General features: G+C 60.9%; 23 protein-coding genes and 3 pseudogenes. 15 read left to right on the top strand and 11 right to left on the bottom strand.

The window, feature by feature from the left end:
- Positions 1–50: 50 nt before the first annotated feature.
- Both dinG and IWX85_RS16105 read right to left on the bottom strand, forming a co-directional pair.
- Positions 51–2237: an ATP-dependent DNA helicase DinG gene (gene dinG, locus IWX85_RS16110; protein ID WP_196870397.1), complete on the bottom strand. Its 2187-nt coding sequence runs from the start codon at positions 2235–2237 to the stop codon at positions 51–53.
- A 90-nt stretch (positions 2238–2327) separates the two neighbouring features.
- Positions 2328–2915 (bottom strand): annotated as a pseudogene (locus tag IWX85_RS16105) (IclR family transcriptional regulator C-terminal domain-containing protein); the annotation flags it as partial.
- Positions 2916–2921: 6 nt separating this feature from the next.
- Here IWX85_RS16105 and IWX85_RS16100 point away from each other — a divergent pair.
- Together IWX85_RS16100 and IWX85_RS16095 are read left to right on the top strand one after the other, a co-directional pair.
- Positions 2922–3837, top strand: a pseudogene (locus IWX85_RS16100) (4-hydroxybenzoate 3-monooxygenase); the annotation flags it as partial.
- A 147-nt stretch (positions 3838–3984) separates the two neighbouring features.
- On the top strand, positions 3985–4881 hold the full coding sequence (locus IWX85_RS16095) for a CoA transferase (RefSeq protein ID WP_196870395.1): 897 nt from the start codon (positions 3985–3987) through the stop codon (positions 4879–4881).
- Between the two features lie 81 nt (positions 4882–4962).
- On the opposite strand, the gene IWX85_RS16090 is transcribed toward IWX85_RS16095, so the two are convergent.
- The 4 genes from IWX85_RS16090 to IWX85_RS16075 form a co-directional block, all read right to left on the bottom strand.
- The gene (locus tag IWX85_RS16090; RefSeq protein ID WP_196870394.1) at positions 4963–7194 is read right to left on the bottom strand and encodes an ATP-binding protein; all 2232 of its coding nucleotides are present in this window, start codon (positions 7192–7194) and stop codon (positions 4963–4965) included.
- Between the two features lie 23 nt (positions 7195–7217).
- Complete coding sequence (locus IWX85_RS16085) at positions 7218–9503, bottom strand: ATP-binding protein (RefSeq protein ID WP_196870393.1); 2286 nt, start codon at positions 9501–9503, stop codon at positions 7218–7220.
- Positions 9504–9994: 491 nt separating this feature from the next.
- On the bottom strand, positions 9995–12382 hold the full coding sequence (locus IWX85_RS16080; protein ID WP_036811960.1) for a YgiQ family radical SAM protein: 2388 nt from the start codon (positions 12380–12382) through the stop codon (positions 9995–9997).
- 893 nt (positions 12383–13275) lie between these two features.
- The gene (locus tag IWX85_RS16075; protein WP_051983968.1) at positions 13276–13755 is read right to left on the bottom strand and encodes a CHRD domain-containing protein; all 480 of its coding nucleotides are present in this window, start codon (positions 13753–13755) and stop codon (positions 13276–13278) included.
- A gap of 282 nt (positions 13756–14037) precedes the next feature.
- Here IWX85_RS16075 and IWX85_RS20515 point away from each other — a divergent pair, with 282 nt between their 5' ends.
- From IWX85_RS20515 to IWX85_RS16050, 6 genes are all read left to right on the top strand, one after another.
- The gene (locus IWX85_RS20515) at positions 14038–14196 is read left to right on the top strand and encodes a hypothetical protein (RefSeq protein WP_231379850.1); all 159 of its coding nucleotides are present in this window, start codon (positions 14038–14040) and stop codon (positions 14194–14196) included.
- Entirely contained in the window at positions 14180–14419 is a 240-nt protein-coding gene (locus IWX85_RS20510) for a hypothetical protein (RefSeq protein WP_231379849.1), read from the top strand. Before IWX85_RS20515 ends, IWX85_RS20510 begins: the two co-directional genes overlap by 17 nt.
- Before the next feature lie 20 nt (positions 14420–14439).
- Positions 14440–15387 carry a Ku protein gene (locus tag IWX85_RS16065; RefSeq protein WP_196870392.1) on the top strand — a complete coding sequence of 316 codons (948 nt, stop codon included), beginning with the start codon at positions 14440–14442 and terminating at the stop codon, positions 15385–15387.
- Positions 15388–15599: 212 nt separating this feature from the next.
- Positions 15600–15701 (top strand): hypothetical protein, encoded by a 102-nt coding sequence (locus IWX85_RS16060; RefSeq protein ID WP_196870391.1) that lies wholly within the window; start codon positions 15600–15602, stop codon positions 15699–15701.
- 56 nt (positions 15702–15757) lie between these two features.
- Entirely contained in the window at positions 15758–15937 is a 180-nt protein-coding gene (locus tag IWX85_RS16055; RefSeq protein ID WP_196870390.1) for a hypothetical protein, read from the top strand.
- 573 nt (positions 15938–16510) lie between these two features.
- Positions 16511–16879 (top strand): hypothetical protein, encoded by a 369-nt coding sequence (locus tag IWX85_RS16050; protein WP_196870389.1) that lies wholly within the window; start codon positions 16511–16513, stop codon positions 16877–16879.
- Between the two features lie 107 nt (positions 16880–16986).
- Here IWX85_RS16050 and IWX85_RS16045 read toward each other — a convergent pair.
- Positions 16987–17433, bottom strand: a pseudogene (locus IWX85_RS16045) (PA2169 family four-helix-bundle protein); the annotation flags it as partial.
- Between the two features lie 889 nt (positions 17434–18322).
- Between IWX85_RS16045 and IWX85_RS16040 the strand changes: the two are divergent.
- A complete protein-coding gene (locus IWX85_RS16040; RefSeq protein WP_036804164.1) occupies positions 18323–18649 on the top strand; it encodes a hypothetical protein in 327 nt (108 codons plus the stop codon).
- Between the two features lie 12 nt (positions 18650–18661).
- Here IWX85_RS16040 and IWX85_RS16035 read toward each other — a convergent pair whose 3' ends face one another.
- Positions 18662–19330 (bottom strand): DsbA family oxidoreductase, encoded by a 669-nt coding sequence (locus IWX85_RS16035; protein ID WP_036811972.1) that lies wholly within the window; start codon positions 19328–19330, stop codon positions 18662–18664.
- Positions 19331–19477: 147 nt separating this feature from the next.
- Here IWX85_RS16035 and IWX85_RS16030 point away from each other — a divergent pair, with 147 nt between their 5' ends.
- Positions 19478–19741 (top strand): hypothetical protein, encoded by a 264-nt coding sequence (locus tag IWX85_RS16030; protein ID WP_196870388.1) that lies wholly within the window; start codon positions 19478–19480, stop codon positions 19739–19741.
- Positions 19742–19987: 246 nt separating this feature from the next.
- The gene (locus IWX85_RS16025; protein ID WP_196870387.1) at positions 19988–20188 is read left to right on the top strand and encodes a hypothetical protein; all 201 of its coding nucleotides are present in this window, start codon (positions 19988–19990) and stop codon (positions 20186–20188) included.
- A 245-nt stretch (positions 20189–20433) separates the two neighbouring features.
- Here the strand turns inward: IWX85_RS16025 and IWX85_RS16020 are convergent, their stop codons facing one another.
- Complete coding sequence (locus IWX85_RS16020) at positions 20434–21276, bottom strand: universal stress protein (protein WP_036804177.1); 843 nt, start codon at positions 21274–21276, stop codon at positions 20434–20436.
- A gap of 140 nt (positions 21277–21416) precedes the next feature.
- Here IWX85_RS16020 and IWX85_RS20995 point away from each other — a divergent pair, with 140 nt between their 5' ends.
- The 4 genes from IWX85_RS20995 (at position 21417) to IWX85_RS16000 (ending at position 24010) form a co-directional block, all read left to right on the top strand.
- The gene (locus IWX85_RS20995; protein ID WP_081932307.1) at positions 21417–21845 is read left to right on the top strand and encodes a universal stress protein; all 429 of its coding nucleotides are present in this window, start codon (positions 21417–21419) and stop codon (positions 21843–21845) included.
- On the top strand, positions 21826–22569 hold the full coding sequence (gene fabG / locus IWX85_RS16010) for a 3-oxoacyl-[acyl-carrier-protein] reductase (protein ID WP_196870385.1): 744 nt from the start codon (positions 21826–21828) through the stop codon (positions 22567–22569). The genes IWX85_RS20995 and fabG overlap by 20 nt, the downstream gene beginning before the upstream one ends.
- Before the next feature lie 284 nt (positions 22570–22853).
- Positions 22854–23429, top strand: a complete 576-nt coding sequence (locus tag IWX85_RS16005) for a chromate transporter (protein ID WP_196870384.1) — start codon at positions 22854–22856, stop codon at positions 23427–23429.
- Complete coding sequence (locus IWX85_RS16000) at positions 23426–24010, top strand: chromate transporter (RefSeq protein WP_196870383.1); 585 nt, start codon at positions 23426–23428, stop codon at positions 24008–24010. Before IWX85_RS16005 ends, IWX85_RS16000 begins: the two co-directional genes overlap by 4 nt.
- A gap of 88 nt (positions 24011–24098) precedes the next feature.
- Here IWX85_RS16000 and IWX85_RS15995 read toward each other — a convergent pair whose 3' ends face one another.
- Together IWX85_RS15995 and IWX85_RS15990 are read right to left on the bottom strand one after the other, a co-directional pair.
- Complete coding sequence (locus IWX85_RS15995; protein ID WP_036804185.1) at positions 24099–24821, bottom strand: carbonic anhydrase; 723 nt, start codon at positions 24819–24821, stop codon at positions 24099–24101.
- Between the two features lie 281 nt (positions 24822–25102).
- A complete protein-coding gene (locus IWX85_RS15990; protein WP_196870382.1) occupies positions 25103–25966 on the bottom strand; it encodes a DUF6671 family protein in 864 nt (287 codons plus the stop codon).
- Positions 25967–25968 lie beyond the last annotated feature (2 nt).

Below are 25968 nucleotides of genomic sequence, written 5' to 3'. Positions count from 1 at the left end.
GGCCTTTTTGATGCTTGAAACGGTTGCTCTCGCGGCAGCGGCCAAGCCGTTCAGTCAGGCGTCACCATTCCCGCCGCGCTGCGGCGCTGCTGCAGGAATGCCGGCAGTCCCTGCAGCAAACGCCGGCCATAAGACGTGTTCACCAGCCGGCGGTCGTAGCAGTAGACGAAGGCCCGGTCGGTCTCCAGGCGAATGGCACGCCCGGCCCACTGCGCCAGCCGGATCGCCGTGGCGGGCACGACTAATTCGGTGAACGGGTCGCGGCCCACGGAGCGCAGCCATTCGGCGCGTGCCTCGCCGACCGGATCGTCCGGCGACGCGAATGGCAGCTTGGCGATGAACACCGACTCGCACAACGGCCCAGGCAGGTCCAGGCCTTCGCCGAAAGACTGCATGCCGAAGATGACCGATGTCGCGCCGGCCTCGACCCGCGCGCGATGGCGGCTGAGCAGCAGCGCGCGCGGCAGTTCCCCCTGCACCAGCACCGTGTCCTGCAGCACGCCCGACAGCGCGGCCACCGCCACGCGCATCTGCTCGCGCGAGGTGAACAGGCACAGCGCGCCATGCGCGACCAGCGCCAGATCACCCAGCAGCGACTGGACCATTTCAGCGGTGAAGGCTTCGGCATGCCGGGGATCGGCCACGGTTTCCACCGTCACGAAGCGTCCTTGGCTGGCGTAGTCGAATGGGCTGGCGACTTCCAGCACACTGGCCGCCGGGTCCTGGTCCAGCCCGGATTCGCGCAGGTAGAAGTCGAACTTCCCGCAACTGGTCAGCGTGGCCGAGGTGACCACCGCCGCACGCACCCGCGACCAGAAATGCTGGCGCAGCGTGCTGCCCGGCAGGATCGGGCTGGCATGCGCCTTGATGACCACGAGGCCGCTGTCGAGTGAGCCCTGGCCGGTTTCAAAGGTGAACCATTTGGCCACCGGCACGCTGTCTTGATCATTTGCGGCGGCTTTCAGCAGCAACTCGGTCGTCGCCTGGACTTTTTCCAGCCGGGGCGAGAGCATGCCCAGTTGGGCATACAGGATGGACAGCCGCCGCGCTTCGTCGGGCTGGTCACGCATCGCCGTGCGCAAGGCCTTGGCAATCGTGCTGAGGATGGCCAAAAAGCTTTCGGCCAGCACGTGGAGCAGCCGCAGTGGCTCGTCCAGCGCTTCAGGCAGCACGCCGCGCGGCAGCCGAAAGCGCACCGGCCCCTGCTGGGTTCGCGCTTCCTTGAAAGCCTGGCCATGCAGGTCCATCAGCAGGCGGCTCAGGTCCACCATGCCCTGGCGCAGTTGCGCGGCCAGGCGCGGCACGTCGGCGGATTCAGACACCGTCATCAGCCCGCCGATACGGCGCGCGCGGTTGGCCAGCGTTTCAAGCCACAGGGTGCGGCTCAGGTCCATGGACGCGGCGAAGTGGTCCAGCGCCACGGCCGGCAGGTGATGCCCTTCATCGAGCACCAGCAGGCAGTTGTCCAGCTCCGGCAGCATGCGTGAACCGAGCGAGGACATCAGCAGGTCGTGGTTCACCACGATCACCTGGGCGCCAACCAGTTCCTTGCGCTTTTCGTAATAGGTGCACTGGTTGAAGACCGGGCAATGCTTGCCGGTGCAGGAACTGGCCTCGGCCGCCACCGGCGACCACAGGTCGGATTCAGGCGGCTGTACCAGGTTGTCGCGATCGCCGTCCCAGGCGCCGCTGGACAAATCGCGCACCAGCGCGGCATAGAACACCGCGCGCGCCTCCATCACATGCAGCGGTGCGGCGGCGGCCAGTTCGTCGGCAAACAGGTCGTCATCGGCCTCTACAGCACCGTCGGCATCGCCCGCATGGCGCGACAACTTGAGCTTGCAGACGTAGCGCCCGCGTCCCTTGGCCAGACCGAAGCGAAAGTCCTGCGGCAAGATGGCTGCCAGCGCCGGCAAGTCCTTGTTGACCAGTTGCTCCTGCAAGGCCACGGTGGCGGTTGAAATCATCACCCGGGTGTTGCGCGCCAGGGCAGCGGCAATGGCCGGCGCGCAGTAGGCCAGCGACTTGCCCACGCCAGTGCCGGCCTGGACCACGGCAATGGCGCGAATGGGTTCATCGCCGTCCTCCCCGGTCTTGCCCAGGGTGGCGACGCTGAAGGTGTGGGCGACTTTTTCGGCCATCAGGCGCTGGCCGGGGCGGTCGCGAAAGGAGCCGGAGGCGTCCACGGCGTGGTCAAAGGCGTCAAGCGCCAGCCGGGCAATGTCGTCAGGGGGCATGGAAAAGGAGGTTGAAAGCAGCGAAAACTGCCTGAACGATGAGTTTACCGCGCCTGTTTTTCAGCCCCGCATCCAGGGCGCCGGCCTGGCTCAAAGCAGCGGCCGCAATTCGCGTGCGGCGCCCCGCAGCAGCGGCAGCAGCTCGCGCCGCAGGGTTTCGGCCGTCATCCGTTGCGGCGAACTCACGACATTGAGCGCCGCCACGGTGCGCCCTTGCATGCCACGCAGCGGCACGGCCAGCGCCAGCACGTCCAGTGCATGCTCCTCGCAGGCCACGCTGTAATCGTCAAGCCGCACTTGGTCAATCAGCTGCCTGAGTCGTGCCGGGTCGGTCACCGTGTGCAGCGTCAGCCGGGCCAGACCGCCGTTTTCAGACCTGGTATTGAGCCAGTCGCTGACCTCGCCATCGGGCTTGGCAGCCAGCAGCACGCGCCCGGTCGAAGTGGCATGCGTCGGCAAGCGGGCACCCAGATGCAGACCATAGGCCAGCAGCATGCCGGCAGGCGGCGTCCTGTCATCCGGCGTGCGCTTCCGCTCAAATCCGCTGCGGGCCACGATGACGACTTCGTTGCCGTCGAGTACCACCGCCGAGAACGATTCGCGTGTTTGCACCGCCAGCCAGTTCAGCATCGGCTGGACCGCACGAGGCAACCGGGCCGTTGCCAGGTAGCTGCCTGAAACCGGCTGACCGGCGGCAAGCACGTCATGGTTTACGGCCAGACCGAAGTGACGCATGACCTGAGGGACGCGCGCAAGGACGCCGGCCCGAGCACGATATATGAAGCGGGCCATGTGACGGTGCATGACTTTGACACTGCCAGCCCCCGCGTTCGCTATGTAAAAGACGGCCAGGCGCATGAAATCGACTGCGACTTCATCGCCGGCTGCGACGGTTTTCATGGCGTCTGCCGGGCCCGCGTGCCGCGCGGCGCGATCCGCGAGTTCGAAAAAATTTACCCTTCCGGCTGGCTTGGGCATTTTGTCGGACACCCCGCCGGTGCACCATGAGCTGATCAACGCCAACAGCCCGCGCGGCTTTGCGCTGTGTTCGCAGCGCAAAGCCGCGCGAAGCCGCTACTACCTGCAGGTGCCGCTGATCGACAAGGTCGAAGACTGGTCGGACGAAGCCTTCTGGCAGGAACTGCGATTGCGCCTGGACCCGGAATCGCGCGCCAAGCTGGTCACCGGCCCGTCGATCGAAAAAAGCATTGCACCGTTGCGCAGTTTTGTGACCGAGTCAATGCGCTTCGGGCGCATGTTCCTGGCCGGCGATGCTGCCCACATCGTTCCGCAGACCGGCGCCAAGGGGCTGAATTTGGCGGCGACCGACGTGAAACACCTGTCCAGCGCGCTGACTGGGTTCTACCAAGACAAGAGCGAAGCCGGCATCGACAACTACTCCGAACGCTGCCTGCGCCGCATCTGGCGCGCCGAGCGGTTTTCGTGGTGGTTCACCAGCCTGATGCACCGCTTCCCCGAGAACGGCGAGATGGGCCAGAAGTTCCACGAAGCCGAACTCGGCTACCTCGTCAACTCCGAAGCCGGTTCGCGATCTGTGGCCGAGAACTATGTCGGACTGCCGCTGAACTTCGGCGCATGAACCGGCACACGACAGCTTGCGGCAAGTTCCCTGCAGGCGACGCTGTCACCGGTTTTCAATGGCGAGCCTGTTTTTGCGGTAAATTGGGGTCATTTCAACCTCTGGCGCTTATGCATATTGCGCAAGCAGCTAGCAATTCAATAGCAGATGACTAACCACCCCGCCCTGCCCCTCCAGTCCCTTCGGGGCGTCCGTATCCTGAGCCTGGCGCTCAATCTGCCGGGCCCTGCCGCGCTGATGCGATGCCGCCAGATGGGGGCCGCCTGCCTCAAGCTTGAACCGCCGGGCGGCGACCCGATGGACCACTACAGCCGGCCGGCCTATGCCCGGCTGCACGAAGGCATCGCGGTGCTGAAAGCCGATTTGAAAACCGCTGAAGGGCAGGAAGTTCTGCACCGTGAACTGGCCCAAACCGATGTGCTGCTGACCTCATTTCGTCCCTCGGCCTTCAAGAAGCTGGGCATTGCCTGGGACACCCTGCACCAGCGCTACCCGGCCCTGTCGCAAGTTGCCATCGTCGGCAGCCCCGGCGAACGCGCCGAAGCGCCGGGCCACGACCTGACCTACCTGGCCGAAAACGGTTTGGTGCCAGGCCTGGAATTACCCGCCACGCTGTATGCCGACATGGGCGGCTCCCTGATGGCCACCGAAGCCGTGCTGCAGGCTTGCCTGATGCGGCGCAGTGCAGAAGACGCGGCGAATGCTGCCCATGGCGTGTTCATCGAAGTGGCGCTGTCCGTGGCTGCCGGCCACCTTGCACTGCCCCGTCAATGGGGTTTGACGCAGCCGGACGGATGGATTGGAGGCGCCCATGCCGGTTATCGGGTCTATGCATGCAAGGATGGCCGCGTGGCACTCGCTGCGCTGGAGCCGCACTTTGCCGCCGCCCTGTGCGCGGCGGCCGGCATGGCTGCTTGCGATATCGGTACCCTGCTCGCCCCCGCCACGCGCCGGGTCATCGCCGATTTTCTGCTGACAAAAACGCGTCAGGAACTGGACACGCTGGCAGTGGAAAAAGACATTCCACTGCACACGATGGCCTGAACCCAGCCATTGACCAGGCTGTGCAGGGCGTGACTGGCAGCAGAAAAGAGGCAGTAGTCAACCCAGGCCAGAGCCAAGCCTTCAGCCTTCGAAAACTTCGGCGGCAGTGATCACTTCTTCAAGGGTTTTAACGATCGCGGTCGAGTTGGTCGGCTTGGCAAGGTGGGCGTTGAAGCCGGCCAGTGTCGCAGCCTGCCTGTCGCAAAGCTGCCCGTAGCCTGTCAGGGCAAGCAGGGGAATGGACCGCGTCAAGGGATCCGCCCGCAGTCGCCTGGCGACTTCGTAGCCATCGATGTCAGGCAGCCCGATGTCAATGATCACTGCATCGGGCTGCGCGGCCAAGACCGCAGGAAGCGTACTCGTACCATCCACCACTTCAATCACCTCGTAACCGAGCATTCGCAGCAGTTCGGCCATCATCGTCCTGGCGTCAGCGTTGTCTTCTACATAAACAAGCTTGCGTTGCCGGGGAGCACCAGCAGCCTGGCGAGTGATTTCAGGAAGCTGCCCGGCAATGGCAATGGCGGGAACCCATAATGAAAAAGTGCTGCCCTGCCGGGTTCCCGCGCTCGCGGCTTGAACGTCGCCGTCATGCAGGCGCACCAGTTGCCTGACCAGCGCCAGGCCAATGCCCAGCCCGCTCTGCAAGCGGTTGGCGGGCGCCGGCCCCTGCACGAAAGGTTCAAACACATGGGCAAGCAATTCGGGCACGATGCCGGCGCCCGTATCCTGAACCGTCACGAAGGCCTTTCCCGTGCCCTCCCAAACCGTGACCTTGACTTCGCAGCCGGGATCGGAAAACTTCAGCGCGTTGGCTAGCAGGTTGTTCAGGATCTGGTCCATTCGCACGGCGTCCCCACTGAACCATGCGCTGCTGGCATGCACGGTGATTTTTTGGCCCCTTGCCTGCTTGGTTGCGCGAAGTGCTTCGACGCATTGGCTGACGCAATCGGCCATGTCCAGCGGCTCTTGTTTCAGCTCAATCTTGCCGGCCATCAGCCGGCTGACGTCCAGCAAGTCGCTGACGATATGGTTGAGGTGATGATTCTGGCGGCTAATGATCCTGATGCAGCGCTCGGCGCCGGCCGTGCCCAGACCGGTTCGCTGCAGCAATTCCGTCGCGCCTGCGATGGCAGCCAAAGGATTTCGGAGCTCATGCCCCAGCATGGCCAGGAACTCGTCCTTGGCTTCGTTCTGCGCCTGGGCATTCTCCCGCGCCAGCACCTCATTGCGGAGCAGGCGCTCCCGCTCGCATTCTGCTGCCTGGCGTGACTTGCGCTCTGCGTCCAGCAAAGCGCCCGCACTGACCAGTTCGTGATTCAAGGCATTGACTTCCTCGATGCCAGTGCGTTCAACGCCAGGCTGCTGGCCGCGCCCGAGGGCCATGGCTGACCTGCTGGCGCTTTCTATCGCCTTGATACACCGCTGGCCAAACGCCGCTACGGCGAGAGCAGCCACGGCAATAGCCGCCAACATGCCGAGCACGGCCAGCCAGACAGCGCTATTCGCAGCCGCACTGATAGAGCTGACTGGCGCGGCAATGCCAATTGTCCACCCCGTCAGGTCAGAGTGGGTGTAGGCGTTATAGGAATCAACGCCTTCCAGAGTCGTATAACGGAGAATGCCCTCGTGAGAAGCCGCGGCAGCGGCAACCAGACTGGGTCGGGCCGGCTTACCGACCAGCTCGTCAGCTCTGAAGCTGCGGGCAATAAACAGTCCCTTACGGTCGATCACGCCCGTAATCCAGTCAGAAGGCAAATTTGTCTGAAAGACCTTTTTCTTCCAGTAATCAACCGCAAACGTCTGAGCAACGACAAACGACCTGCCGCCCGCCGCAACTGCTGGAATATTGACGGTGGTGATCATCTTGCCGGTAACGGAGCCGACCCCCAGGTCAGTGGTCACGGGTTTCTGGCTGGAAAGAACTTTCCTGACCACCTCGACTCGGCTTATAGGCGGCGACGCCAACAGGGTGCCGTAGGGAACGGCGGTATTGACAACCTGGGCGCCCTTGTCGTCGAACAGCACGGTCCACGAGTCACCCTTCTGATAAAACGCCGCCGCCTGCTCGTAGAACGCCTTGAAGTCGCGGTTCTCAAGATGTGGCGAGCCGCCCAATGCCTTCAGCGCGGACAAAGAGCCTTGCACCTCGCGGTCAACGATGAGGGCAGTGGCACGCGCTGACTCGCGTAATCCGCGCAATGCCGCCTGTCGCCCGGCTTCCCTGATGTTTTCAAGCGCCAGCCCGGACGCCACAATGACTGGAATCAGTATGGCCGCGGCCATCAGCAGCAGTTGGGAGCGGATTTTCATGGCTGAATTCTCCAACTCTCGAATCAAAGTTTTTCGGTTCCGAAAGGCGCGCTGCTGTGCTGCGACGCCCTGCCTGAAGCAGACGCCTGCCCGGCGATCACTTTGGAAAAAACCCGCACCAGTGCTTCAGACGCATAAGGTTTTTGAATCAGCTCGAATCCGTGCCGTCCCTTTCCAGCCATGACGGCGCTGTAGCCGCTGGTCAATACGACTGGCAGGCCGGGATAGCGTTGGCGCACCACAAGCCCAAGCTCGATCCCGCCCATTCCAGGCATGATCACGTCGGAAAACACCAGGTCAAAGCGGCCTTCATCCTTGGCCAACAAGGCCAGTGCGGCCTCCGCACTGGCAGCCCAGGTCGTGCGGTAATCCAGGCTGTCCAGAATTTCGCACGTCATGTGCGCCAGGGTTTTGTTGTCCTCGACGACGAGCACGCTGGTGACGTGGCCCAGAACGCCCGGTTTGAAGAACGCTGTTGGTCTTTGTGGCGGTGGCAATGGCATGGCGCGTGCCAGGTACAGGGTAAACACAGAGCCGCTGCCCAGCGTGCTGCTGACCTCGACTTCACCGCCCGATTGCTTGGTAAAACCAAACACCTGGCTCAAGCCCAGGCCTGTGCCCTTGCCCACTTCCTTGGTGGTGTAGAAGGGCTCGAAGATCGCCTCCAGTTTGTCATGCGCAATGCCGCAGCCCGTGTCGGTCATTGAAATGGCGATGAAATCGCCCATGCGGCGGTCATGGCCTGGGCCAGCGGGGATGCTGTTCACCGCATGCACTTTGAGGGTGAGAAGGCCTTTTGCGTTCATGGCGTCGCGTGCGTTGACGGCAAGGTTCACCAGCGCGGTTTCAAACTGGCTGATGTCCGCCCTGGCAAAACAGGCGGTTTTACTGCGGGGTTGAAGATCGACGAGCACCTGCGAGCCCATCAGCGGACGAACCAGATCAACCACGCCTTGCACCTGCAGGTCCACATCAAACACCTCGGGATTGAGCGGCTGCTGGCGGGCGAACGCCAGCAACTGGCTGGTAAGTTTGACGGCGCGCCCCACCGTGTCGAAAATCATGTCTAGATACCGGCCACGCCGCTCGCCAGGAAGTTTGTCGCTGCGCAGCAGTTCAACCGAAGAGCTGATGACAGCCAGCAGGTTGTTGAAATCATGCGCGACGCCGCCGGTGAGCTGACCCAGCGCTTTGAGTTTTTGCGACTGCCGCAGCGCGGTTTCGGTAAGCATCAGTTCAGTCGTGCGTTGCTGGAGCGCCCGGTTCACCTCGCGCAGGTCAAGTTCTGTCTGCAGCCGCTGCAGCGACGCCCAGGTCCGCTCGGCGACTTCCTCGACGAGCGCTTTTTCGTCAAGCGTCCAGACGCGTGGCCGCGAATTAATCACGAACAGGATCACGGCAAGTCGGCCATTTCTGATCAACGGAAAATCAATGAAAGCCTTGACATGGGTTGACTCGCAAGCGGCTCCACAAGCCGCTCCGGCAGTCAGCAGGTCGGTGGCTGTGTCGTTCACCACCACGGTTCGCCCTTCCCGCAACTCTTTAATCATTGCGGGTCCGAAGTCGTCGAGCCAAAGGGTTCCGACCCGGCTGGGAGAACCCTCGGCAATCCAGTCCTGGTGAATTTTTACCGACTCGCCCAACGCATCAACTTCTGCATAGCCGACGCCACCCACGTGCAAGTGCCGGCCCAGCTTTTCGGCGGCGATCATCATCAAGGCCTCCGGCGTACTGGCATCGCGCAGGGCGTCCCCGAGTTCAATCCGCAACGCCTGACGTTTTTGCTCGACCGCCACCTGCCGTGCCAGCAGCATGTGTTCAGTTTTCTCGGTGGTGATGCAATACATGCCAGCGACTGCGCCACTGGCGTCGCGCAGGGGCATATAGGAAAACGACCACCAGGTGGCTTCGTCATAGCCGTTGCGGGTCAGGGTGAGCGGCATGTTTTCATGAAGTGAACCTTCTCCGCCGAGTGCCCTGCGCACGATGGGCTGGAGTTCGGGCCAGGCATCGGACCACAACTCGGCAAATGGCCGGCCCACCGCACCACCCAGGCGTTCCCCGAGCGTCGCACGATAGGCGTCATTGAAAAACGAAAGGAGCGCCGGCCCCCATGCCAGTAACATCGGCTGCGGACAAGCCAGGATCGACGCGAGCGTGCCTTTCAAAAGTGGCGGCCAGCCCTCGGGCGCACCAAGGGGGCTTGCATTCCAGTCATGGGCGCTGATGAGCGCGCCCATCTCGCCACCGTTCACGAGAAAGCCTGGCATAGCCGGCGCGGACACATCATCAGACAGGTTTTGAATCATGTTTTTATAGCCGGCGCCGGGCCGGTTTCAGGACGGCTGATTATTACCCTGCCACTGTAACCGTCCATTGCGCGCCGCTGCGGGACTGTTGTTTCAGGCTGGGGCTATTTCGCTATTATTTTAATAGCTTCCAACGCATATGGAACATGCGCTAGCACCCTAAATACCTTAAAAATCGTGACGACTCACGCCATCGGGTGGCACCTTGCCCCGTGTCTGAATTTCTTCTTCCCGCCTTTAGTGGAGCAGTTGGGATGGGGATTTTTGCAGCATTGACGAAGGCTTGAAATTCATGGGGCCTGCGCTGCGGTCCGGGGCGTCATTCCATTTCCCAACCAATCCGATATGTCGTTGCTTGGCCTTGGCGTGCCTCGGCGCTGTCTGCGGCTTCGCGCCTAATCTCTGGTTGATTGAGAAACGGAATCAGACAGGGAATCACCCGATTCCGGCCTGTGATCGACCTGAGTGGTTAGGAAAAATCTACCCAGGTTTTAACGGGGCTTGCGGACCAGCTTGCCCGCAACCTTGCCCGAGCCGTTGTCCCTTGGCGGCAGCCCGGTGTGCTGCGTCAGCATCCGGCCCTTGACGACTGCTGATGCCTTGGTCACGGTGGCGGTTGAGTTCTTGCGCCGCGCACTGGTGTACGTGCCGTCGGTCATTGGCTGGAAGGTCGGAATCAGGTGGTGCTTGCCGTTGCCGATCAGGTCGGCGCGGCCCATGGTTTTCAGCGCCTCGCGCAGCACCGGCCAGTTGTTGGCATCGTGGTAGCGCAAGAACGCCTTGTGCAGGCGGCGGCGCTTGTCGCCGCGAACGATGTCGACGGTTTCACTGTCGCGGGTGATTTTGCGCAGCGGGTTCTTGTTGCTGTGGTACATCGCCGTGGCCGTGGCCATCGGGCTGGGGTAAAAGGTCTGCACCTGGTCGGCGCGAAAACCGTTTTTCTTCAGCCAGATCGCCAGGTTCATCATGTCTTCGTCACTGGTGCCGGGGTGGGCGGCGATGAAGTAGGGAATCAGGAACTGCTTCTTGCCCGCTTCCAGGCTGAACTTTTCGAACAGCGTCTTGAACTTGTCGTAGCTGCCGATGCCGGGCTTCATCATCTTGGTCAGCGGCCCCTGCTCGGTGTGCTCGGGCGCAATTTTCAGGTAGCCGCCGACATGGTGCGTGACCAGTTCCTTCACGTATTCAGGACTTTTCACGGCCAGGTCGTAGCGCAGGCCCGAGCCGATCAGGATTTTCTTGATGCCCCTGAGCGCGCGGCCGCGCTTGTAGATCTTGATGAGCGGGCCGTGGTCGGTGGTCAGGTTCTGGCAGATGCCGGGGTAGACGCAGCTCGGCTTGCGGCAGGCGGCTTCGATTTCGGGGCTCTTGCAGCCCAGCCGGTACATGTTGGCGGTGGGGCCGCCCAGGTCGGAAATGGTGCCGGTGAATCCTTCAACCTTGTCGCGGATGTCCTCGATCTCGCGAATCACCGATTCCTCGGAACGGCTCTGGATGATGCGGCCTTCGTGCTCCGTGATGGAGCAAAAAGTGCAGCCGCCAAAGCAGCCGCGCATGATGTTGATCGAAAAGCGGATCATTTCCCAGGCTGGGATCTTGGTCACGCCATCGTGGCCGCCATTGTCGTCGGCATAGCTGGGGTGCGGGCCGCGCGCATAAGGCAGGTCGAACACGTAGTCCATTTCGGCCGTGGTCAGCGGGATGGGCGGCGGCGTGATCCAGACATCGCGCGCGGTCGTGCCTTCGCCGTGTGCCTGCACCAGCGCCCTCGCGTTGCCGGGGTTGGTTTCCAGGTGCAGCACGCGGTTGGCATGGGCGTACAGCACCGGGTCGGCCTTGATCTGCTCGTAGCTCGGCAGGCGAATGACGGTGCGGTCGCGTGGCGGCACCTTGACGCTGCCCTTGCCGTAGAGCGCGGGGTTGGGAAAGAAGGTCAGCGGCTTGATCGCCGGATTGGCCTCATTTTTCAAGCTGGATTGGCCAGTAGCGCTTGCTGGCAGTGCACCAACAGCTATGTTTTCAGTAGCGGCTTTTTCATTGTCTTCCTTGGCGCACGTGCTGCCCTGTTCCGCTGCCTGCTCGCTGGTGGTCATGTAGGGGTTGATGTGCGATTCCACCCGGCCCGGCTCATCGACCTGCGTCGAGTCGATCTCGAACCAGCCCCGGCCGGTTTCGTCGTCCTGGCGACGCACGAACGCCGTGCCGCGCACGTCGGTGATGCTTTGCACCGGTTCGCGCGCAGCCAGGCGGTGGGCAATCTCGACCAGCGCGCGCTCGGCATTGCCGTAGAGCAGCAGGTCGCTTTTCGCATCGACGACGATGGAGCGACGCACCTTGTCGCTCCAGTAGTCGTAATGCGCGATGCGGCGCAGGCTGCCCTCGATGCCGCCCAAAATGATGGGCACGTCTTTATAGGCTTCGCGGCAGCGCTGGCTGTAGACGATGGCGGCGCGGTCGGGCCGCTTGCCACCGATGTCGCCGGGCGTGTAGGCGTCGTCGCTGCGGATCTTTCGGTCCGCCGTGTAGCGGTTGATCATCGAGTCCATGTTCCCGGCGGTCACGCCCCAGAACAGGTTGGGCTTGCCCAGCGCCTTGAAGGGCTCGGCGCTTTGCCAGTCGGGCTGGGCAAGGATGCCGACCCGAAATCCCTGGGCTTCCAGCACCCGCCCAATCACCGCCATGCCGAAGCTGGGGTGGTCAACGTAGGCGTCGCCGGTGACGATGATGATGTCGCAACTGTCCCAGCCCAGTGCGTCCATCTCGGCGCGGCTGGTGGGCAGGAATTTGGCGGTGCCGAAACGGGCGGCCCAGTACTTGCGGTAACTGGTCAGCGGTTTGGCGGCGCGGTTGAAAAAGGAGACGTCGATGGGGGCGTTCATGGCGGGCGATTCTTGGTTGAAATCGCGCGGACGGCCGAATGACAACGCCTGCGATTTTTGCTTAACCGAGGATTTTAAGGTTTTAGCGGCGTCAAGGCGAGCCCGCCATGACATACGCCCTGTAAATTAAAGTCCATGCCACTCAGCGCGGTGCAAATTCAAGCACCGATGGCGCTTTAAAAGCGCAGCATGCCAGTCAATTACCCATAAAAACTGGCTTTGGCGCAATACTGGCCTTTGAGGACTGCTATAAAATTTGAAGCAGCCTGCCCGATGGTCCCAAGCAGGGCGTTGATTGCCATCAGTCGAGCTGGTCGATTCGCAGGGTGCTGACGGCCGCGCGCAATGCAATCTCGCTGTCGGGACTGAAGATGTATTTCACTGGGGCAAGGCCCTAAGAGGCTGGGCGGCAGAAAGAACGTGCGCTGAAGAGCGGCCGCGCCGGTCCGTTTTTCACCGCCTTTTGTCCAATAGCAGGCTATTGGACAAAAGCTCGGCAAAAACGATCCTCGGCAAGACCGCGATTCACCATGCACACCAGCTGCCCGCCATGCTCCTCGCAATGGTCATCGCTGGGAGACTGTTTGCGGGAGCCATTGCGGCAGCGAAAAACGCTGGTGGTCTTCAGGGCAGGTCGCTGCCAGCTTGGGATTTACCTGTGGCGCAGGTTTCAGGAACGTAATTAAGCCGCGTGAGGATGCACCGGGGGATGGCAGCATCGGCCCTTCAAAACGAAGCAACCGCCCAGCCTCGGCTGCGTACTTTTTTCAAATTCGAAAACCATGCATTCACAAACTTTCATGCATAACGCTTTTCAAGCTAAAAAGACCACTGGCGCACGTCCAGTGGTCTTTTTCAGCTATTTAAAAAATAGCAAAGTCAATGATTACGGATCAGTTGCGCACTGTCATCTGGCCGCGAATTTCACCACCCGGATTTGCGGCGGTGTGGATGTTGGCATACCAGCGGCCGGCAACCAGTTCGGCAGCCTGTGCAGGGGTCAGGGTGGCGGTGCCTTCCATTGGGCTGGTGACGGGACCTGCCCACGGCAGCACCACGCCGGCATTCGCGCCGGCGGCGGCGGGGCCATGGAAATGCGCCGCCGTGGCGGGCCCGCTCAGACCGGTGTAGCTGACCTTCCAGCGCAGCTGGTTGCTGTCCTTGTTCAGCACGGCATCGACGGTCCCGCTGGCCTGGCTTGCATTGGGCGGCACCTCGTTGGAGGCGCGCAGCTGGGTGCTCAAAGCCACCAGGTTGGCGTCCGGCATCGAGGTCGATGACGATTTCATCATGCCGCAGCCGCTGATGACGGCAAGCGCCGACACAGTCAGCATGGCAAGGGAAAGGCGGAGGGCTTGGCGACGTTGAATCATGGGGTCTCCCGATCGTTAAAAAAATAATTGCGGTCCTGCACGCAGGTGCCGCGACAGGATAAACCCGATTCTAGGCATGGTTCTACATCTAGGCATGCGCGGGCTGCATTTAGGCTTTTCTCCTACGCCACAGTCCCCGACGCACCGACAAGCGGGCATGGTGGCGCATATCAAAGTCAGATCATGTTCAAGCCTTGAGGAATCCATATGCACTTCACCGCAACACCGGCTGGGCGGCCTAGGCATTGGCATGGTGCTGCGCGATGGCTTTGAGCAGGCAGTATGACCGAGCCACGTGCGGCCCTTGAAGAATCCGGGGTGTTGATTCGTGTGCTGACCGGCAAAAACGGCCAGGTCCGCGGCTTTCACCGCGAATTGCCCGCCATGGCTACTGACACTGGCCGGCTTGGTGCACAGCCGCAAGATGACCAGTTCGCCTGACGCGAAGCTCGACCCTGAAAGAGCCGGCGCGCACTGGCTTGAGGAGGAGGTCCTGGTGCTTCGCGATTGGGTCAGCAATCGCACGCCTGAGGACACGCCTGCCTTTAACGCGGCATTCAAAGGCATCCTGACCCAGCGCACGCGCCATCACAGTCAGGGCTCGTCCAAAGATATTCATCTTATGCCGGAGAACGCGGCCGAGCCCCTCAGGTTGCGCTGCTAAAACAACACGAAGGAAAACCCATGGCGACACGCGCGGTCTGGAAAGGCGCCATCAGCTTCGGGCTGGTGCATGTCCCGGTGGCTCTGCATTCGGCCACGATCAATACTGGACTGGACTTTGACTGGCTGGACAAGCGCAGCCTAGACCCGGTCGGCTACCGGCGCATCAACAAGGTCACGGGAGAGGAGATCGCGGCAGAAAACATCATCAAGGGCATTGAATACGAAAATGGCCGCTATGTGGTGTTGACCGACGAGGAAATCCGAGCGGCCTACCCCAAGATCACGCAGACCATCGCGATTGACAGCTTTGTGCCCAATACCCAGATTCCCTTCGTTTACCTGGAAAAACCGTATTACCTGGAGCCGATCAACAAGGGCGAGAAGGTGTATGCACTGCTGCGCGACGCCTTGCTGCAGTCTCGACGGGTGGGCGTGGCACGGGTGGTGCTGCAAAACAAGCAGCACCTGGCAGCGCTGGTGCCCTCGGGACAGGGTTTAGTGCTGAACCTGCTGCGCTGGGGCGAAGAAATCCGCTCTTGGGAAGATCTGGACCTGCCGCCCGAAGGCCCCCAGGCAGCCGGCGTCAGCGGCCAGGAACTGGCCATGGCCAAGGCGCTGATCGAGGACATGCGCGGGAACTGGGACCCTCACCAGTTCAGCAATTCCTTCAAGAAAGAAATTCTTGCCTTGGTTGACCGCAAGGTCAAGGCCGGCCAGTTGCAATCCGCGGCGAAGCCTGAAGCCGACGCGGAGGAAACGATTCCTTTTGGCGCACAAATCCTGGACCTCGGCGACTTGCTGCAGCGCAGCTTGCGCCACGGTGGAACGTCCGATACCCCGTCTAATGGCAATATCCCCAAGGGAAAATCCAGGGCACGTGACTTACCCGCCAAGAAAAAAGCGCAAACGCTTGACGGGACCGATGACACATCCCCGCACTCGCCCGGCAGCCGCAAGGCTGCGTAATCGCGTCAAACCCGACAGCGCCAGTCTTGGCCACCAACCATCCGCCTGATCCTTAACGAATCAAACGCGACGTTTGCCAGACGCCGCGACTGAAGTCAGGCCGCCGGCATTCAGACGCTGGCCAGGCGCTGTGTTGCGATGTCCGCAAGCATGCGGCGCGAACCCTGCATTAAGGCGTTCGGCTGCAACTGAATGGCAGGCTGAAAAACTGGGTGCCGCTCAAGGGAACGAGCCGGAATCCAGCGGTCAAGCGCATGGCTGTGCAGGTCGATAACCATCCGCTGGCCTACGCTGCTTTCGAAGGCACTGCTTAGCCCGACCAGCAAGGAACGGACGTAGGCGTTTCATGGGATGACCTGCAGCAATGCATGTGCAACAGTCGCTCACGAAGCAGGAGGAAGTGGCGCTTGTCTGCTTCCTGAAAACCAGCGGCGGCCACAGGCTGCATGTGGTCGCGCGGCCCAGGATTACCCGTTCGTTTGAGGGCGCGAAGGATTTTTCCCGTGCCCTTTTCATGTCACTTGGCGGGCAGCCTTCCACTGCGTTCTGATGACAAAAGCGTCGCTGAGAAACAGATCAACAGGATTTTTATCGACGACCTGCGCAGCGGCTTTCGCGTGACGACGGTCGCCGCCCGACTTGGCGTGGGCTTGGCCTTGGGCATGTCGATGCCACTGGCGCAGGACGAACTGGCGAATTGTCCAGCGTGGCCCACCGGAGCTGCCAGAGCCTGGACGGACGCCTGCCCTCGCCGGTCCAGGCTAGAACGCGTGTGCGGTATCGCGCAAGGGCTTGACTTGACCCATGAAAAAGATGAGTTTTGGTCCTAGAGCCTGACGCCTCTTCAGCGCCAGGCGGGCCGGTTCAATTCCTTTGTAGGCCTGGGCCGCAACATCGCCTGGGCTTCTGGCAGGCCACCAAATGACCGCCTATGATTTGCCACTGCAGAAGGTCTGCGCTTGGAGAACTCAATGAAACGCCTTTTTGTAGTATTGCCACTGGCCTGCTCAGCCCTGCTGATTTCAGGCTGTCCCGATGCCAAGCTGCCAACGCCCACACCGACAGTGCCCACGCCCAAAGCCCAGAATACGGCAGGCCATGATGGCTTGCCAAGAGCCATTGCATGGCATCAGTCATCTGCTGCCATGCCCTTCACCTCTCGCTATTCATGAAACAGTACTTCTCGTGGGGACTTACATTGGCCAGCCTCGGGTTTAGCGGTTGCGCCATGCTCTCAGCCAAGGCAGAGCCTGGGGTACGAAATGTGACCTTGGGTGGCCACTCCTATGAGCTCAGCCAGATCACGGACAGCACCTGGACCGCCAGCGCATCCCCAAGACCAAAAGTACTGGAAAAAAGCCCCACCGCAACGGCGCGCCTACAACAAGCGGTAGAAATGGTGTCCGGCTGCCGCGTGACCGACAGTGACTATTCGCGTCAGGGAACACAATTTGATGCGCAGGTCACGTGTTCAGGAGGTTTGGGAAACTAGCGGAACAGAGCGTCAAAAAAAAGGGACTGCAACGGAAAGTCCTGTTGCAGCCCCCGCCTTGCCTTATCAAAAGACAGCGGCAAGCAAAATGAAATGCACCGCCTGACTCAGTGCCGTCCTTTGTATGAATCACGCAGGGCCTTGATCTCGTCATGGTTCTTCTGCGCGCCTTGGGACTGCTTTTCGACGACATTGCGAATGGCCGGGGGCAGGTCCTGCTTGAGCGCCTTGCGGTAACTGGCCACAGCAGCATCCTCGCCTCGCTCGCATTCGTCAAGCATGGCCTGGTCGCTATGGCCGCTCAAGATGCCTCGTACCGACACCCATCCGCGGTGCAGCGCACCGGACATCGAACCACCTTCATCCGGCTCGCCTCCGGACTGGCGGATCAGCGCCTGCAGTTCTTTTCCAGCGGTTTGACATTCGTTGGCGTGGCGCATCAACAAACTTTTGAGCTCAGATGTCTCCGTATGTTCGGCAGAGGTGGTGAATCCATACTCGCCGTCGCGGCAGGATTCGAGCAAGTCGTTCAGCGTGTTGATTACATCGTCGTTGATAGCCGTCATGGTATTTGCTCCGTTGGGTAAGGTGATGAACAAAAATTTTGCCTGATAGCGCCGTGGCAGTGGCTCGTGCAACCGTGCAATCCGATGGACGCATGGATCTGTGCATCAACTCAATGCTCACAAGCAAAGCCGTTCAACGGCGCTTTTCAGTGCAAGTGCCATGATCGCCCGCGTAAAACACAACCGTGGTCAGGCAACCACAGGCCGTGTTGTAGGCCAAAGCCATTCCCCAGTTCTGGAAAACATCCGGCCTTTGGCGGGACATGTGTCGCTTGAAGCGAGCGGGCTTGATACCAATTCTCCGAAAAATCCACCCCCAGAAATCACTTGAAGCCAAAAAAAATAGCAGCAGTCAAGGTTCAGGTGACCAGGAACGGCAGCGCAAAATGCCGCTGCGCCAAGGTCGGACCCTGCATGAATTCCTCCCGCGCGCCAACGCCCTCACCGTTCACTTCGTTCCGGCCTACTTACGTCGACACAGGGCTCGCCGGGCACTTCCAGCGTCAGCCGCACCAACGCGCCACGACCCTGGATGCCAAGCCAGTGGTACAGCTGACAGGCCATGCGCTGACTTTGAATGATTTTTTTAAAACATGTCAATCCAGCGCATAGCCTGCCTACATTAACAGCTATTTATTCGATAGCAAGAAGACTCTTGGGGACTTGCTTTCATTCATGTCTAAAACCCCTGGCTTGTCCTACACCGGGTTCATCCGGGTCCGACACGGGTTTTCACGCCCACTTCGTAAAGTCAATGCCATGCTCCTTCCCTCGGTTCGCTGGGTGTCCATGGGCTTGCATTTCTTTCGCTCGACAATTTGGCCTGGTACCTGCGGGGCAACCTTTGTACATTCCCACTTTCACCAAGGAATCTGACATGAACCCCAGCGAGCGCAAAGGCCAGACACGGCCGGCTGTCCAGGACGAGCTTTTGCCAGACAAGGAACTGCAGGACGGGCCGCAAAACCACCCCGACCAGGCCGGCGCGGAATATGGGGGCTATGGTCACGCTGATAATTCGTTCGGCCGGGACGCCGGCAGTTCGAGCCAGGAAGGAGGCCAGGGCGGTGGCGATTCCGGGTCAGACAGCCCATCGGCTCCAAAAACGCTGCGCCGCGACAGCGACGGCACCGTGAAACCCAGCCATGCGACCGCCTGTGGCAACGGTCAACGTGATGCGGCCGCTGCAAAGCAGACGGACTGATGCCGAGGGGAGTCAGCCCGCCGCGGCAATCTGTCGCAGCGCCTGCTCGAACACCTCGACCGGCTGGCCGCCGGAAATCAGGTGGCGGTCGTTGATGATGACCGCAGGCACCGAATGCACCCCCTGCGTCTGGTAAAACGATTCGCGTTCACGCACTTCCTTGGCATAGGCATGGCTTGCCAGTATCTCGGCAGCCTGCACCGGGTCAAGGCCACTCTCGCCTGCAACCCGGACCAGCACTGCATGTGAGGCAGGACTGTGGCCGTCGGTGAAGTAGGCTTTTAGCAGGCCTTCCTTCAAGACCTTTTGCAAGCCGGCTTCCTGAAGCCCTGCCCAGTGGAGCAGGCGATGGGCGTCAAACGTGTTGTAGATGCGGCTGCGCCCTCCTCCGGGCTGGTCCGCCCGGCTGAAGGTAAAGCCGAGTTGCTCACCGCGCTGTCGAATGTTTTCACGGTTGACATCGGCCTGTTCAGGCGTGATGCCGTACTTTTCGGTGATGTGTTCGGTGATTTCCTGGCCTTCGGGTGCCATCTTCGGATTGAGCTCGAAGGGCTGAAAGTGCAGTTCGGCCGTGATGTCGCCAGCCACGCGCGCCAGCGCCTGGTCCAGCGCCTTCAGGCCAATGGCGCACCAGGGGCATGAAACGTCGGAAACAAAGTCGATTTTGAGGAAGGTGGTCATGATTTTTTGCCGCAATCCTGGGCCAGCCTGAGATGAAACAGCCAGTTTACTAGGCTTTGTACGGAAGTGAATTCTCAAGCACTGTCCACCAACGGATGGACTTGATGCATTCAAGCCGAACTGTTGCCGGTCGTCATGAAGGCGGGCATGCGATTCCATTTCATGGGTGGGGCTGGCAGCGTCAATGGTTCCAAGTACCTGCGTCGGCGGGGCCAACCAAGCGATCCGGCGGATGGCGGACGGCGCCTGGATTACAAGCAATTGGGCGTATGCAACTGTGCGCCTCTTTCCATCGATCCGGCCAGCATCGTTGCAGTCATCCTCAACCATGCACTCATTGACCACAGCGGCCACTTGCCGCTGCTCGCCCGGCAGGGGTTACAGGTGAAAGGTGCAATTTCGGCCTTGTGACCGCAGTCCTGCACGGCATCCTGCTGCACCGCCTGAAGGCGTTTGTCCTGGCGCAACACCATCCGGTTCGCCGGTTGACCACCGGCCAGCGGGTAGTCATTCCCTGGCGGGGCGGCACCTGCGGCGGCTGCGCGTTTTGCGCCAGATTGATGCGTATCCAGTGCAAGCCCGTATGCAGGCATTGCGCTGCAGGATGCCAACATGGCTTAGCCGGCCTTGTGCGACAGCCCTGCCAACAGGGCGGCGGTGCTGGTTCCCAGAACGCGCTACCAGCCGGAGCATGCCCCTGTCGAGCTCAAGGAGGACGTGGTAGAACTGAAAGGCGCGGTGCCTTCGATGGCGCAGCGTGAAGCGTCCGTTGACGCTGCGATCCCGGCGCAAGGTATTTCCCGCGTCGTGGACAAGCTGGATGTCGGCAGCTGGAAATTCCGGCTTCTCAATTCTTAGACTTCAATCAACCCAGCGAAGATCATCAAGTGCAAGCTGCGTTTACTTGGTTCCGACATCAGCGACACCGTCAACACTTCCATGGGCCGCTTCTTCAATCACATGAGCCTTCCGTTGGCGAAGCCGCTGCGAAGCCAAAGCGCAACTGCTGGCAGCCAAATGGTCTGCGCTAGATGGTCGTTTGCGCAGCCCCTGAACCTTGCGCACCCGGCGCCTGTCGGCATGCGGCGGCCGGGCAGTGAAAGTCAGTGTGACATCAGGACCGGCAAGGTCATCGACTCCAGCACGGTGCGCGAGGTGCCGCCCAGCACCCACTCACGCGCCCGGCTGTGACCGTAGCAGCCCATCACCAGCAGGTCGGCACCGATGTCGTAGGAACGCGAGAGAATCAATTCACCCAGCGCCGAAGGCTCGCTTCCCTGCTCCAGCCCGCTTGCCTGGACGCCGTTCAGCCGGAGGTAGCCGCGCAGGTCGAGCCGCTTGCCCAACACGGTTTCATCGTCGCCGGACCACGACAGGATGACGACGCGCCGCGCGCACTTGAGCAGTGGCATGGCCGCGCTCACGGCGCGGGCCGCTTCGCGCGCCGGTTTCCAGGCGATCACCACGGTTTCACCAATCACGTCGGGAGGAATGCCAGCATGCGGAAGGATCAGGGCTGGCTTGCCGCTCATGAGCAACATGTTCTCGGCAAAATCGTGCGGCACGCCGGACGATGAAGCAGTGGCCGGGTCATGCTGGCCCAGCACCAACAGATCGGCATAAAAAGCCTGTTGCGCAAACGCCGCCATCATCGGGTCTTGGTGGATTTCGGCCCATTCAACGGCCGATCCGGGCGTTGACAGCGCCTGTTCGAAGGCACTGCGCGCCAGCTGACGCCGCTGGTCATCGATGTCCTGGAGTGCCGAAGCGATGCCTGGACCGATTTCAGGCGAGAAAGGCAGCCCGACGAAGTGCGACATCACGCCGTACAGCGCCGTCACCGCAGCGCCTTGCGCCTGGCCAAGCCGTCGCGCGGCTTGCAGTCGCTGCTGCGCCTTCGGCAAGGCGTCCATGTGTACCAGCAGTTGTGCAAGCGCTTTGTTCATGGCCGGCTCCCTCAGCAAGTGGTGATGCTGCAACCATACAGGCTGGCAAGCCGCTGCGGATTGACCCAGATCAAGCAGCGCCTACTGCCAGCGCCGGCAACCGGGTCCTTCGGCACCCGGCCTTCGCTGCGCGCCACTTGATGCATGTCAACGCGGCAAGCCGCAAGCCTGGCCCGACCGGTTTGCACAAGGCGCAGCCCATGTACCAGCGAATACTTGTCCCGGTCGACGAAAGTGGCAGCGCCAGCAAGAAACTGGTCGCCGCACTGCAGATGGCCAGGGAATCGGGCGGCCGGGTAAGGTTGATCCACGGGGTGGAACAACTCGCTTACCTGACCGGCTACAAGCAATTCGGCGGCTCTTCGGCGCGCTGGTTTGGCCATGCGCGAAGCCGGCGCCAAGGTGCTCGACGATGCCATGGCGATGGCCCGGTCGGGCGACAGCGATGCCGACAGCCGGAGCCCGTTTACCATAGGCGCCTGAAACCGCCCGCACCGGCCCATCGGCTGTCGCACTCCCCTCTCCATACAGCCATTTACAAGCATCTCCATGCCAAGACTCCAGAATAAAGTCAGCCTCATCACCGGTGCAGCACAGGGCATCGGCTTGGCCACCGCGCTCAAGTTCGCCAGCGAAGGCGCCATCGTCATCGTTTGCGACATTCACCCGGCGGCGATTGAAGAGGCGGTTTGCCAATGCAAGGCGCTTGGCGCGCAGGCCGTGGGCCATGTCATGGACGTGACGCAGCGCGTCGTGGTCGATGAAGTCGTTGCCAAGGTCAAGGCACAGTTTGGCCGCATCGACGCACTCGTCAACAACGCAGGCATCACGCAGGATGCGCGGTTGGTCAAGATGACGCTGGAGCAATTTGACCGCGTGATCGACGTCAACCTGCGCGGCGTGTTCCATTGCGCGCAGGCGGTCGCCGAAACCATGATTTCGCAGGGCCAGGGCGTGATTTTCAATGCCAGTTCGGTGGTTGGCATTTACGGCAACTTTGGCCAGACCAACTATGCTGCGACCAAATTCGGCGTCATCGGCTTCACCAAGACCTGGAGCCGCGAACTTGGCCCCAAGGGAATCCGCGTCAATGCTGTGGCGCCCGGCTTCATTGCCACGCCGATACTTGCCACGATTCCTGAAAACGTCCTGAAGGAAATGGAAACCCGCGTGCCGCTCAAGCGGCTGGGCCAGCCGGAAGAAATTGCCAACGTGTATGCCTTCCTGGCCAGTGACGAGGCCAGCTATGTCAATGGCGCGGTGATTGAAGTGTCCGGCGGCATGACGGTTTGACGCTTTGGTCCTGAGTCTGCGCTTGTCTGCTGCGACGCGTGACGCCAACAGGGACAGCTTGAGCGCCGGCCTGCCTGTCTTAAGACCCGATGGCCGCTAGCGTGAATGGCGTGGCGGCAAGCCGCGCATCGCCGGTCCAGACGGTTTATCTTGGTTTTTTTGGTGTTTTTTGCCTTTTGCGCATGTTGGACGGGCACTAGCAGCTATCATTTTTAAATGTTCAGCGCCTGTTCACGTCATCCAGCCTCGCCTTCGTTTTCCAGGCTAACAGCGATAATTCCCGCATGCCTTCCCTGCCGGTACAAGACCCTCCGCAACCCCGATCCCTGACTGATCTGTTCGTTTCCTTCACTTTGCTGGCGCTGCAGGGTTTCGGCGGCGTGCTGGCTGTGGTGCAGCGCGAACTGGTCGAGAAAAAGCGCTGGATGACGCGCGAGGAATTCATCGAAGACTGGGCGGTGGCGCAAATCATGCCGGGCCCCAACGTGGTGAACCTTTCCCTGATGATTGGCGGGCGTTACTTTGGCCTGAAGGGCGCGATGACGGCGCTGGCCGGCATGCTGTCCGTACCGCTGATCCTGGTGCTGCTACTGGCGCTGGTCTATGCCCAGTTTGCCGACCACCCCGGCGTGGCTGGCGCGCTGCGCGGCATGGGCGCCGTGGCGGCCGGACTGATTGCGGCGACCGGCCTGAAACTGTTTGGCGCGCTGCTGAAAAATGTACTCGGTCTTCGTCTGTGCATAGCTTTTGGCGTAATGTGCTTTGTCGCCATAGCGCTGCTGCGCTGGCCCTTGTTTTATGTGCTGTTCGGCTTGGGCAGCGTGGCCTGCACCCTGGCCTATCGAAAGCTCAAGCCATGACTGAACCGCTCACCCTTGTGTTCGGTCTGCAGGACTGGATCAACCTGTTTTTGCATTACCTGACGCTGTCCCTGCTGTCGATCGGCGGTGCCATCACGACCGCGCCCGACATGCACCGCTTCCTGGTGGACCAGCAGCACTGGCTGACCGACGCACAGTTCAATGCCTCGATTGCCATCGCCCAGGCCGCGCCCGGCCCGAACGTGCTGTTTGTCGCCCTGCTCGGCTGGAATGTCGGCCTGAATGCCGGCGGCATGTTGACGGGCCTGCTCGGCGTTGTGCTGGCGCTGATGGGCATCCTGATCCCGAGCACGGTGCTGACCTATGCCGCTGCCCAATGGGGCCACCGCAACCGCGAGTTGCGCGCGGTGCGCGCCTTCAAGCATGGCATGGCGCCCATCGTCGTAGCACTGCTGATGGCCACCGGCTGGATTCTTGCCAGCGCCAACGGCAGTTCACTGCAACACTGGCCTGTGTGGCTGGTGACGGCAGCCACCGCTGTCATCGTCTGGCGCACCAGGACGCACCTGCTCTGGCTGCTGAGCGCTGGTGCCCTGCTCGGCTGGTTTGGTTTCGTATAACGAAACAGGAAAACGAAAAGATCTCCGCTTTGACTTCGACCCAGGTTCGCCCTCAAGCATCGAGGCAGATCGTAAAGACGCCTGGACGTTATACGAAAAAGTCGACTTTTCCGTCATCCAGGTCGTAGGAGGCGCCAACGACCATCAGTTTGCCCGAGCGTAATGAATCGATAAACGTTGGCTCGGATGTGCGAAGCCGATCGACCGTGCGCCGTACATTTTCATGCACCGCCGCATCAAGCATTTCTTCACCCTTGTACTTGCCCGAGGCCTTGGCCTTGAGCACAGCGGGGATGATTGGCTCGACCATCCGGCCAATGCTGCCGGGATACACCGTATTTTTTTCAACCACCGACAGCGCAGCCTCCACGGCGCCACAGCGTTCATGGCCAAGTACCAGAATCAAGGGCACCCCGAGTACCTGCACGGCATACTCGATGCTGCCGAGCGCCACGGTGTCTACCGTGTTGCCCGCATTGCGCACGATGAACAGCTCACCGAGTCCGGTATTGAAGAGCACTTCCGGCGCCACGCGGCTGTCGGAGCAACCCACCAGCACTGCAAATGGTATTTGACCCCGGGCTATTTCCACACGCCGGTCACTGTCGCGAGTGGTAGCAGCCGTTGGCTTGTCATCCAGGAAATTTTTATGCCCGAGCTTGAGCTTTTCGAGCGCCTGACTGGGCGTGAGATTCGTCCTTTTTCCTTCGGCAGCATAGGCCGGCAAAAGGTTGAAGGATCCGGCAAGGCCCACCGCCCCGCAGCAGCTTCGCTGGAAAAAAGCCCGTCGAGACGTGTCATCTTGGTACATCTGAACTCCTAATTAAGGTGAAAAGCCGTTGGCAGTTTACGAAAAAATTTAGAGAGTTTTCTTAACACGATGGGAGTTAATGTTTGAAAAGGTATCAAGACAACCAAGGCATTCACTGAAGCTGGCGGCTAATTTCATCAACTGCCCGGACGGACTGCTGGCGTCGGCCAGCGCTGCGATCGCCTGGGGCAAGAAAATTTATTTGATGTGGCGCCCGGGCGTCGGCGCATTGCTGGGCTCGTGCGTCTTGACTCTAGTTCAAAGCACGACAACCAACCGGCTCAGGGATTGCAGTAGTCACAACGGGATGGATCGGCATGGTCGGTGTCCAGCCGGCGCTTTTCATCGCCATGACCGCAATGCCAGCAAGACCAGATGTCGGCTAAAGGCTGTCGGGTAGCAGCTGCACAGATGGCACATGGCAGACCGGTGATCGTCCGGGTCATCCAGTAGCCTGGCGCTGCGCAAACCGGACAGGATGAATTGAGCCGCTGCGCAAGATTGTTGGCTGCGGCAGCGATGATTTTCTGGCGAGTCGGATTGCAATGCGCGCGCAGGTCGTTTTCGACGACGACAACGCCGTTGCCCGAGAGGCTGGTTGCATGGACATAGGCTTTTTGCAGCGCAGTCCAGTCGCTCAGGCCTTTGCAAGTTCGCAAATCGTGTTCGTCGTTTGGCCTGACAACGAGGTGATGGGACGGAAATGCAGCATCTTCGGCAAAAGTCACCATTTCATTCCAGCTGCTGACTGCCCGATGTTCACTTTTCGCTGGCCCCTGTGCAATACCAGTGAGCTCAAGGGCCTTGTCATCGTCGATGAAAACGACAAGCTCTACATTCCAGGGAATCAAACCGGTGTAAGGGTCGGCAATGAAAGCGCCTTCGCTTGCCAAGCCGATGCGCGAATCAGCCAGTTGCATGCCGATTCGGGCTTTTCTTAAGGCCGTCTGCAATTGCGAACCAGGGCGGGGAATATCGCGGGTAAAAGTGCCGAGTTGGTCCGTGTCAAAGCCCCCGACCAAGTCTACCTGGCAGCCAATCTCCGCCTGTAAAACAGGCCCGATGATGGCTTCCTTGCCGTGCTGGGTCAGTAAAACTGCATGTCGGCCCTGGTACATGTCGCGCGCATTGGTAAATTGGTGCATTG

This window comes from Polaromonas sp. CG_9.11 (assembly GCF_015752225.1).
In the GTDB taxonomy this organism is placed as follows: domain Bacteria; phylum Pseudomonadota; class Gammaproteobacteria; order Burkholderiales; family Burkholderiaceae_C; genus Polaromonas.
The sequence above is the reverse complement of the archived record's forward strand: the minus strand, read 5'-3'. Positions and strand labels throughout refer to the sequence as shown.

What these genes read in the sequence shown, in the direction of transcription:
- dinG (WP_196870397.1), bottom strand. Translation starts at nt 2,237, where the DNA reads ATGCCCCCTGACGACATTGCCCGGCTGGCGCTTGACGCCTTTGACCAC.
- IWX85_RS16095 (WP_196870395.1), top strand. Translation starts at nt 3,985, where the DNA reads ATGACTAACCACCCCGCCCTGCCCCTCCAGTCCCTTCGGGGCGTCCGT.
- IWX85_RS16090 (WP_196870394.1), bottom strand. Translation starts at nt 7,194, where the DNA reads ATGAAAATCCGCTCCCAACTGCTGCTGATGGCCGCGGCCATACTGATT.
- IWX85_RS16085 (WP_196870393.1), bottom strand. Translation starts at nt 9,503, where the DNA reads ATGATTCAAAACCTGTCTGATGATGTGTCCGCGCCGGCTATGCCAGGC.
- IWX85_RS16080 (WP_036811960.1), bottom strand. Translation starts at nt 12,382, where the DNA reads ATGAACGCCCCCATCGACGTCTCCTTTTTCAACCGCGCCGCCAAACCG.
- IWX85_RS16075 (WP_051983968.1), bottom strand. Translation starts at nt 13,755, where the DNA reads ATGATTCAACGTCGCCAAGCCCTCCGCCTTTCCCTTGCCATGCTGACT.
- IWX85_RS20515 (WP_231379850.1), top strand. Translation starts at nt 14,038, where the DNA reads ATGACCGAGCCACGTGCGGCCCTTGAAGAATCCGGGGTGTTGATTCGT.
- IWX85_RS20510 (WP_231379849.1), top strand. Translation starts at nt 14,180, where the DNA reads ATGACCAGTTCGCCTGACGCGAAGCTCGACCCTGAAAGAGCCGGCGCG.
- IWX85_RS16065 (WP_196870392.1), top strand. Translation starts at nt 14,440, where the DNA reads ATGGCGACACGCGCGGTCTGGAAAGGCGCCATCAGCTTCGGGCTGGTG.
- IWX85_RS16050 (WP_196870389.1), top strand. Translation starts at nt 16,511, where the DNA reads ATGGCATCAGTCATCTGCTGCCATGCCCTTCACCTCTCGCTATTCATG.
- IWX85_RS16040 (WP_036804164.1), top strand. Translation starts at nt 18,323, where the DNA reads ATGAACCCCAGCGAGCGCAAAGGCCAGACACGGCCGGCTGTCCAGGAC.
- IWX85_RS16035 (WP_036811972.1), bottom strand. Translation starts at nt 19,330, where the DNA reads ATGACCACCTTCCTCAAAATCGACTTTGTTTCCGACGTTTCATGCCCC.
- IWX85_RS16030 (WP_196870388.1), top strand. Translation starts at nt 19,478, where the DNA reads ATGCGATTCCATTTCATGGGTGGGGCTGGCAGCGTCAATGGTTCCAAG.
- IWX85_RS16020 (WP_036804177.1), bottom strand. Translation starts at nt 21,276, where the DNA reads ATGAACAAAGCGCTTGCACAACTGCTGGTACACATGGACGCCTTGCCG.
- IWX85_RS20995 (WP_081932307.1), top strand. Translation starts at nt 21,417, where the DNA reads ATGCATGTCAACGCGGCAAGCCGCAAGCCTGGCCCGACCGGTTTGCAC.
- fabG (WP_196870385.1), top strand. Translation starts at nt 21,826, where the DNA reads ATGCCAAGACTCCAGAATAAAGTCAGCCTCATCACCGGTGCAGCACAG.
- IWX85_RS16005 (WP_196870384.1), top strand. Translation starts at nt 22,854, where the DNA reads ATGCCTTCCCTGCCGGTACAAGACCCTCCGCAACCCCGATCCCTGACT.
- IWX85_RS16000 (WP_196870383.1), top strand. Translation starts at nt 23,426, where the DNA reads ATGACTGAACCGCTCACCCTTGTGTTCGGTCTGCAGGACTGGATCAAC.
- IWX85_RS15995 (WP_036804185.1), bottom strand. Translation starts at nt 24,821, where the DNA reads ATGTACCAAGATGACACGTCTCGACGGGCTTTTTTCCAGCGAAGCTGC.
- IWX85_RS15990 (WP_196870382.1), bottom strand. Translation starts at nt 25,966, where the DNA reads ATGCACCAATTTACCAATGCGCGCGACATGTACCAGGGCCGACATGCA.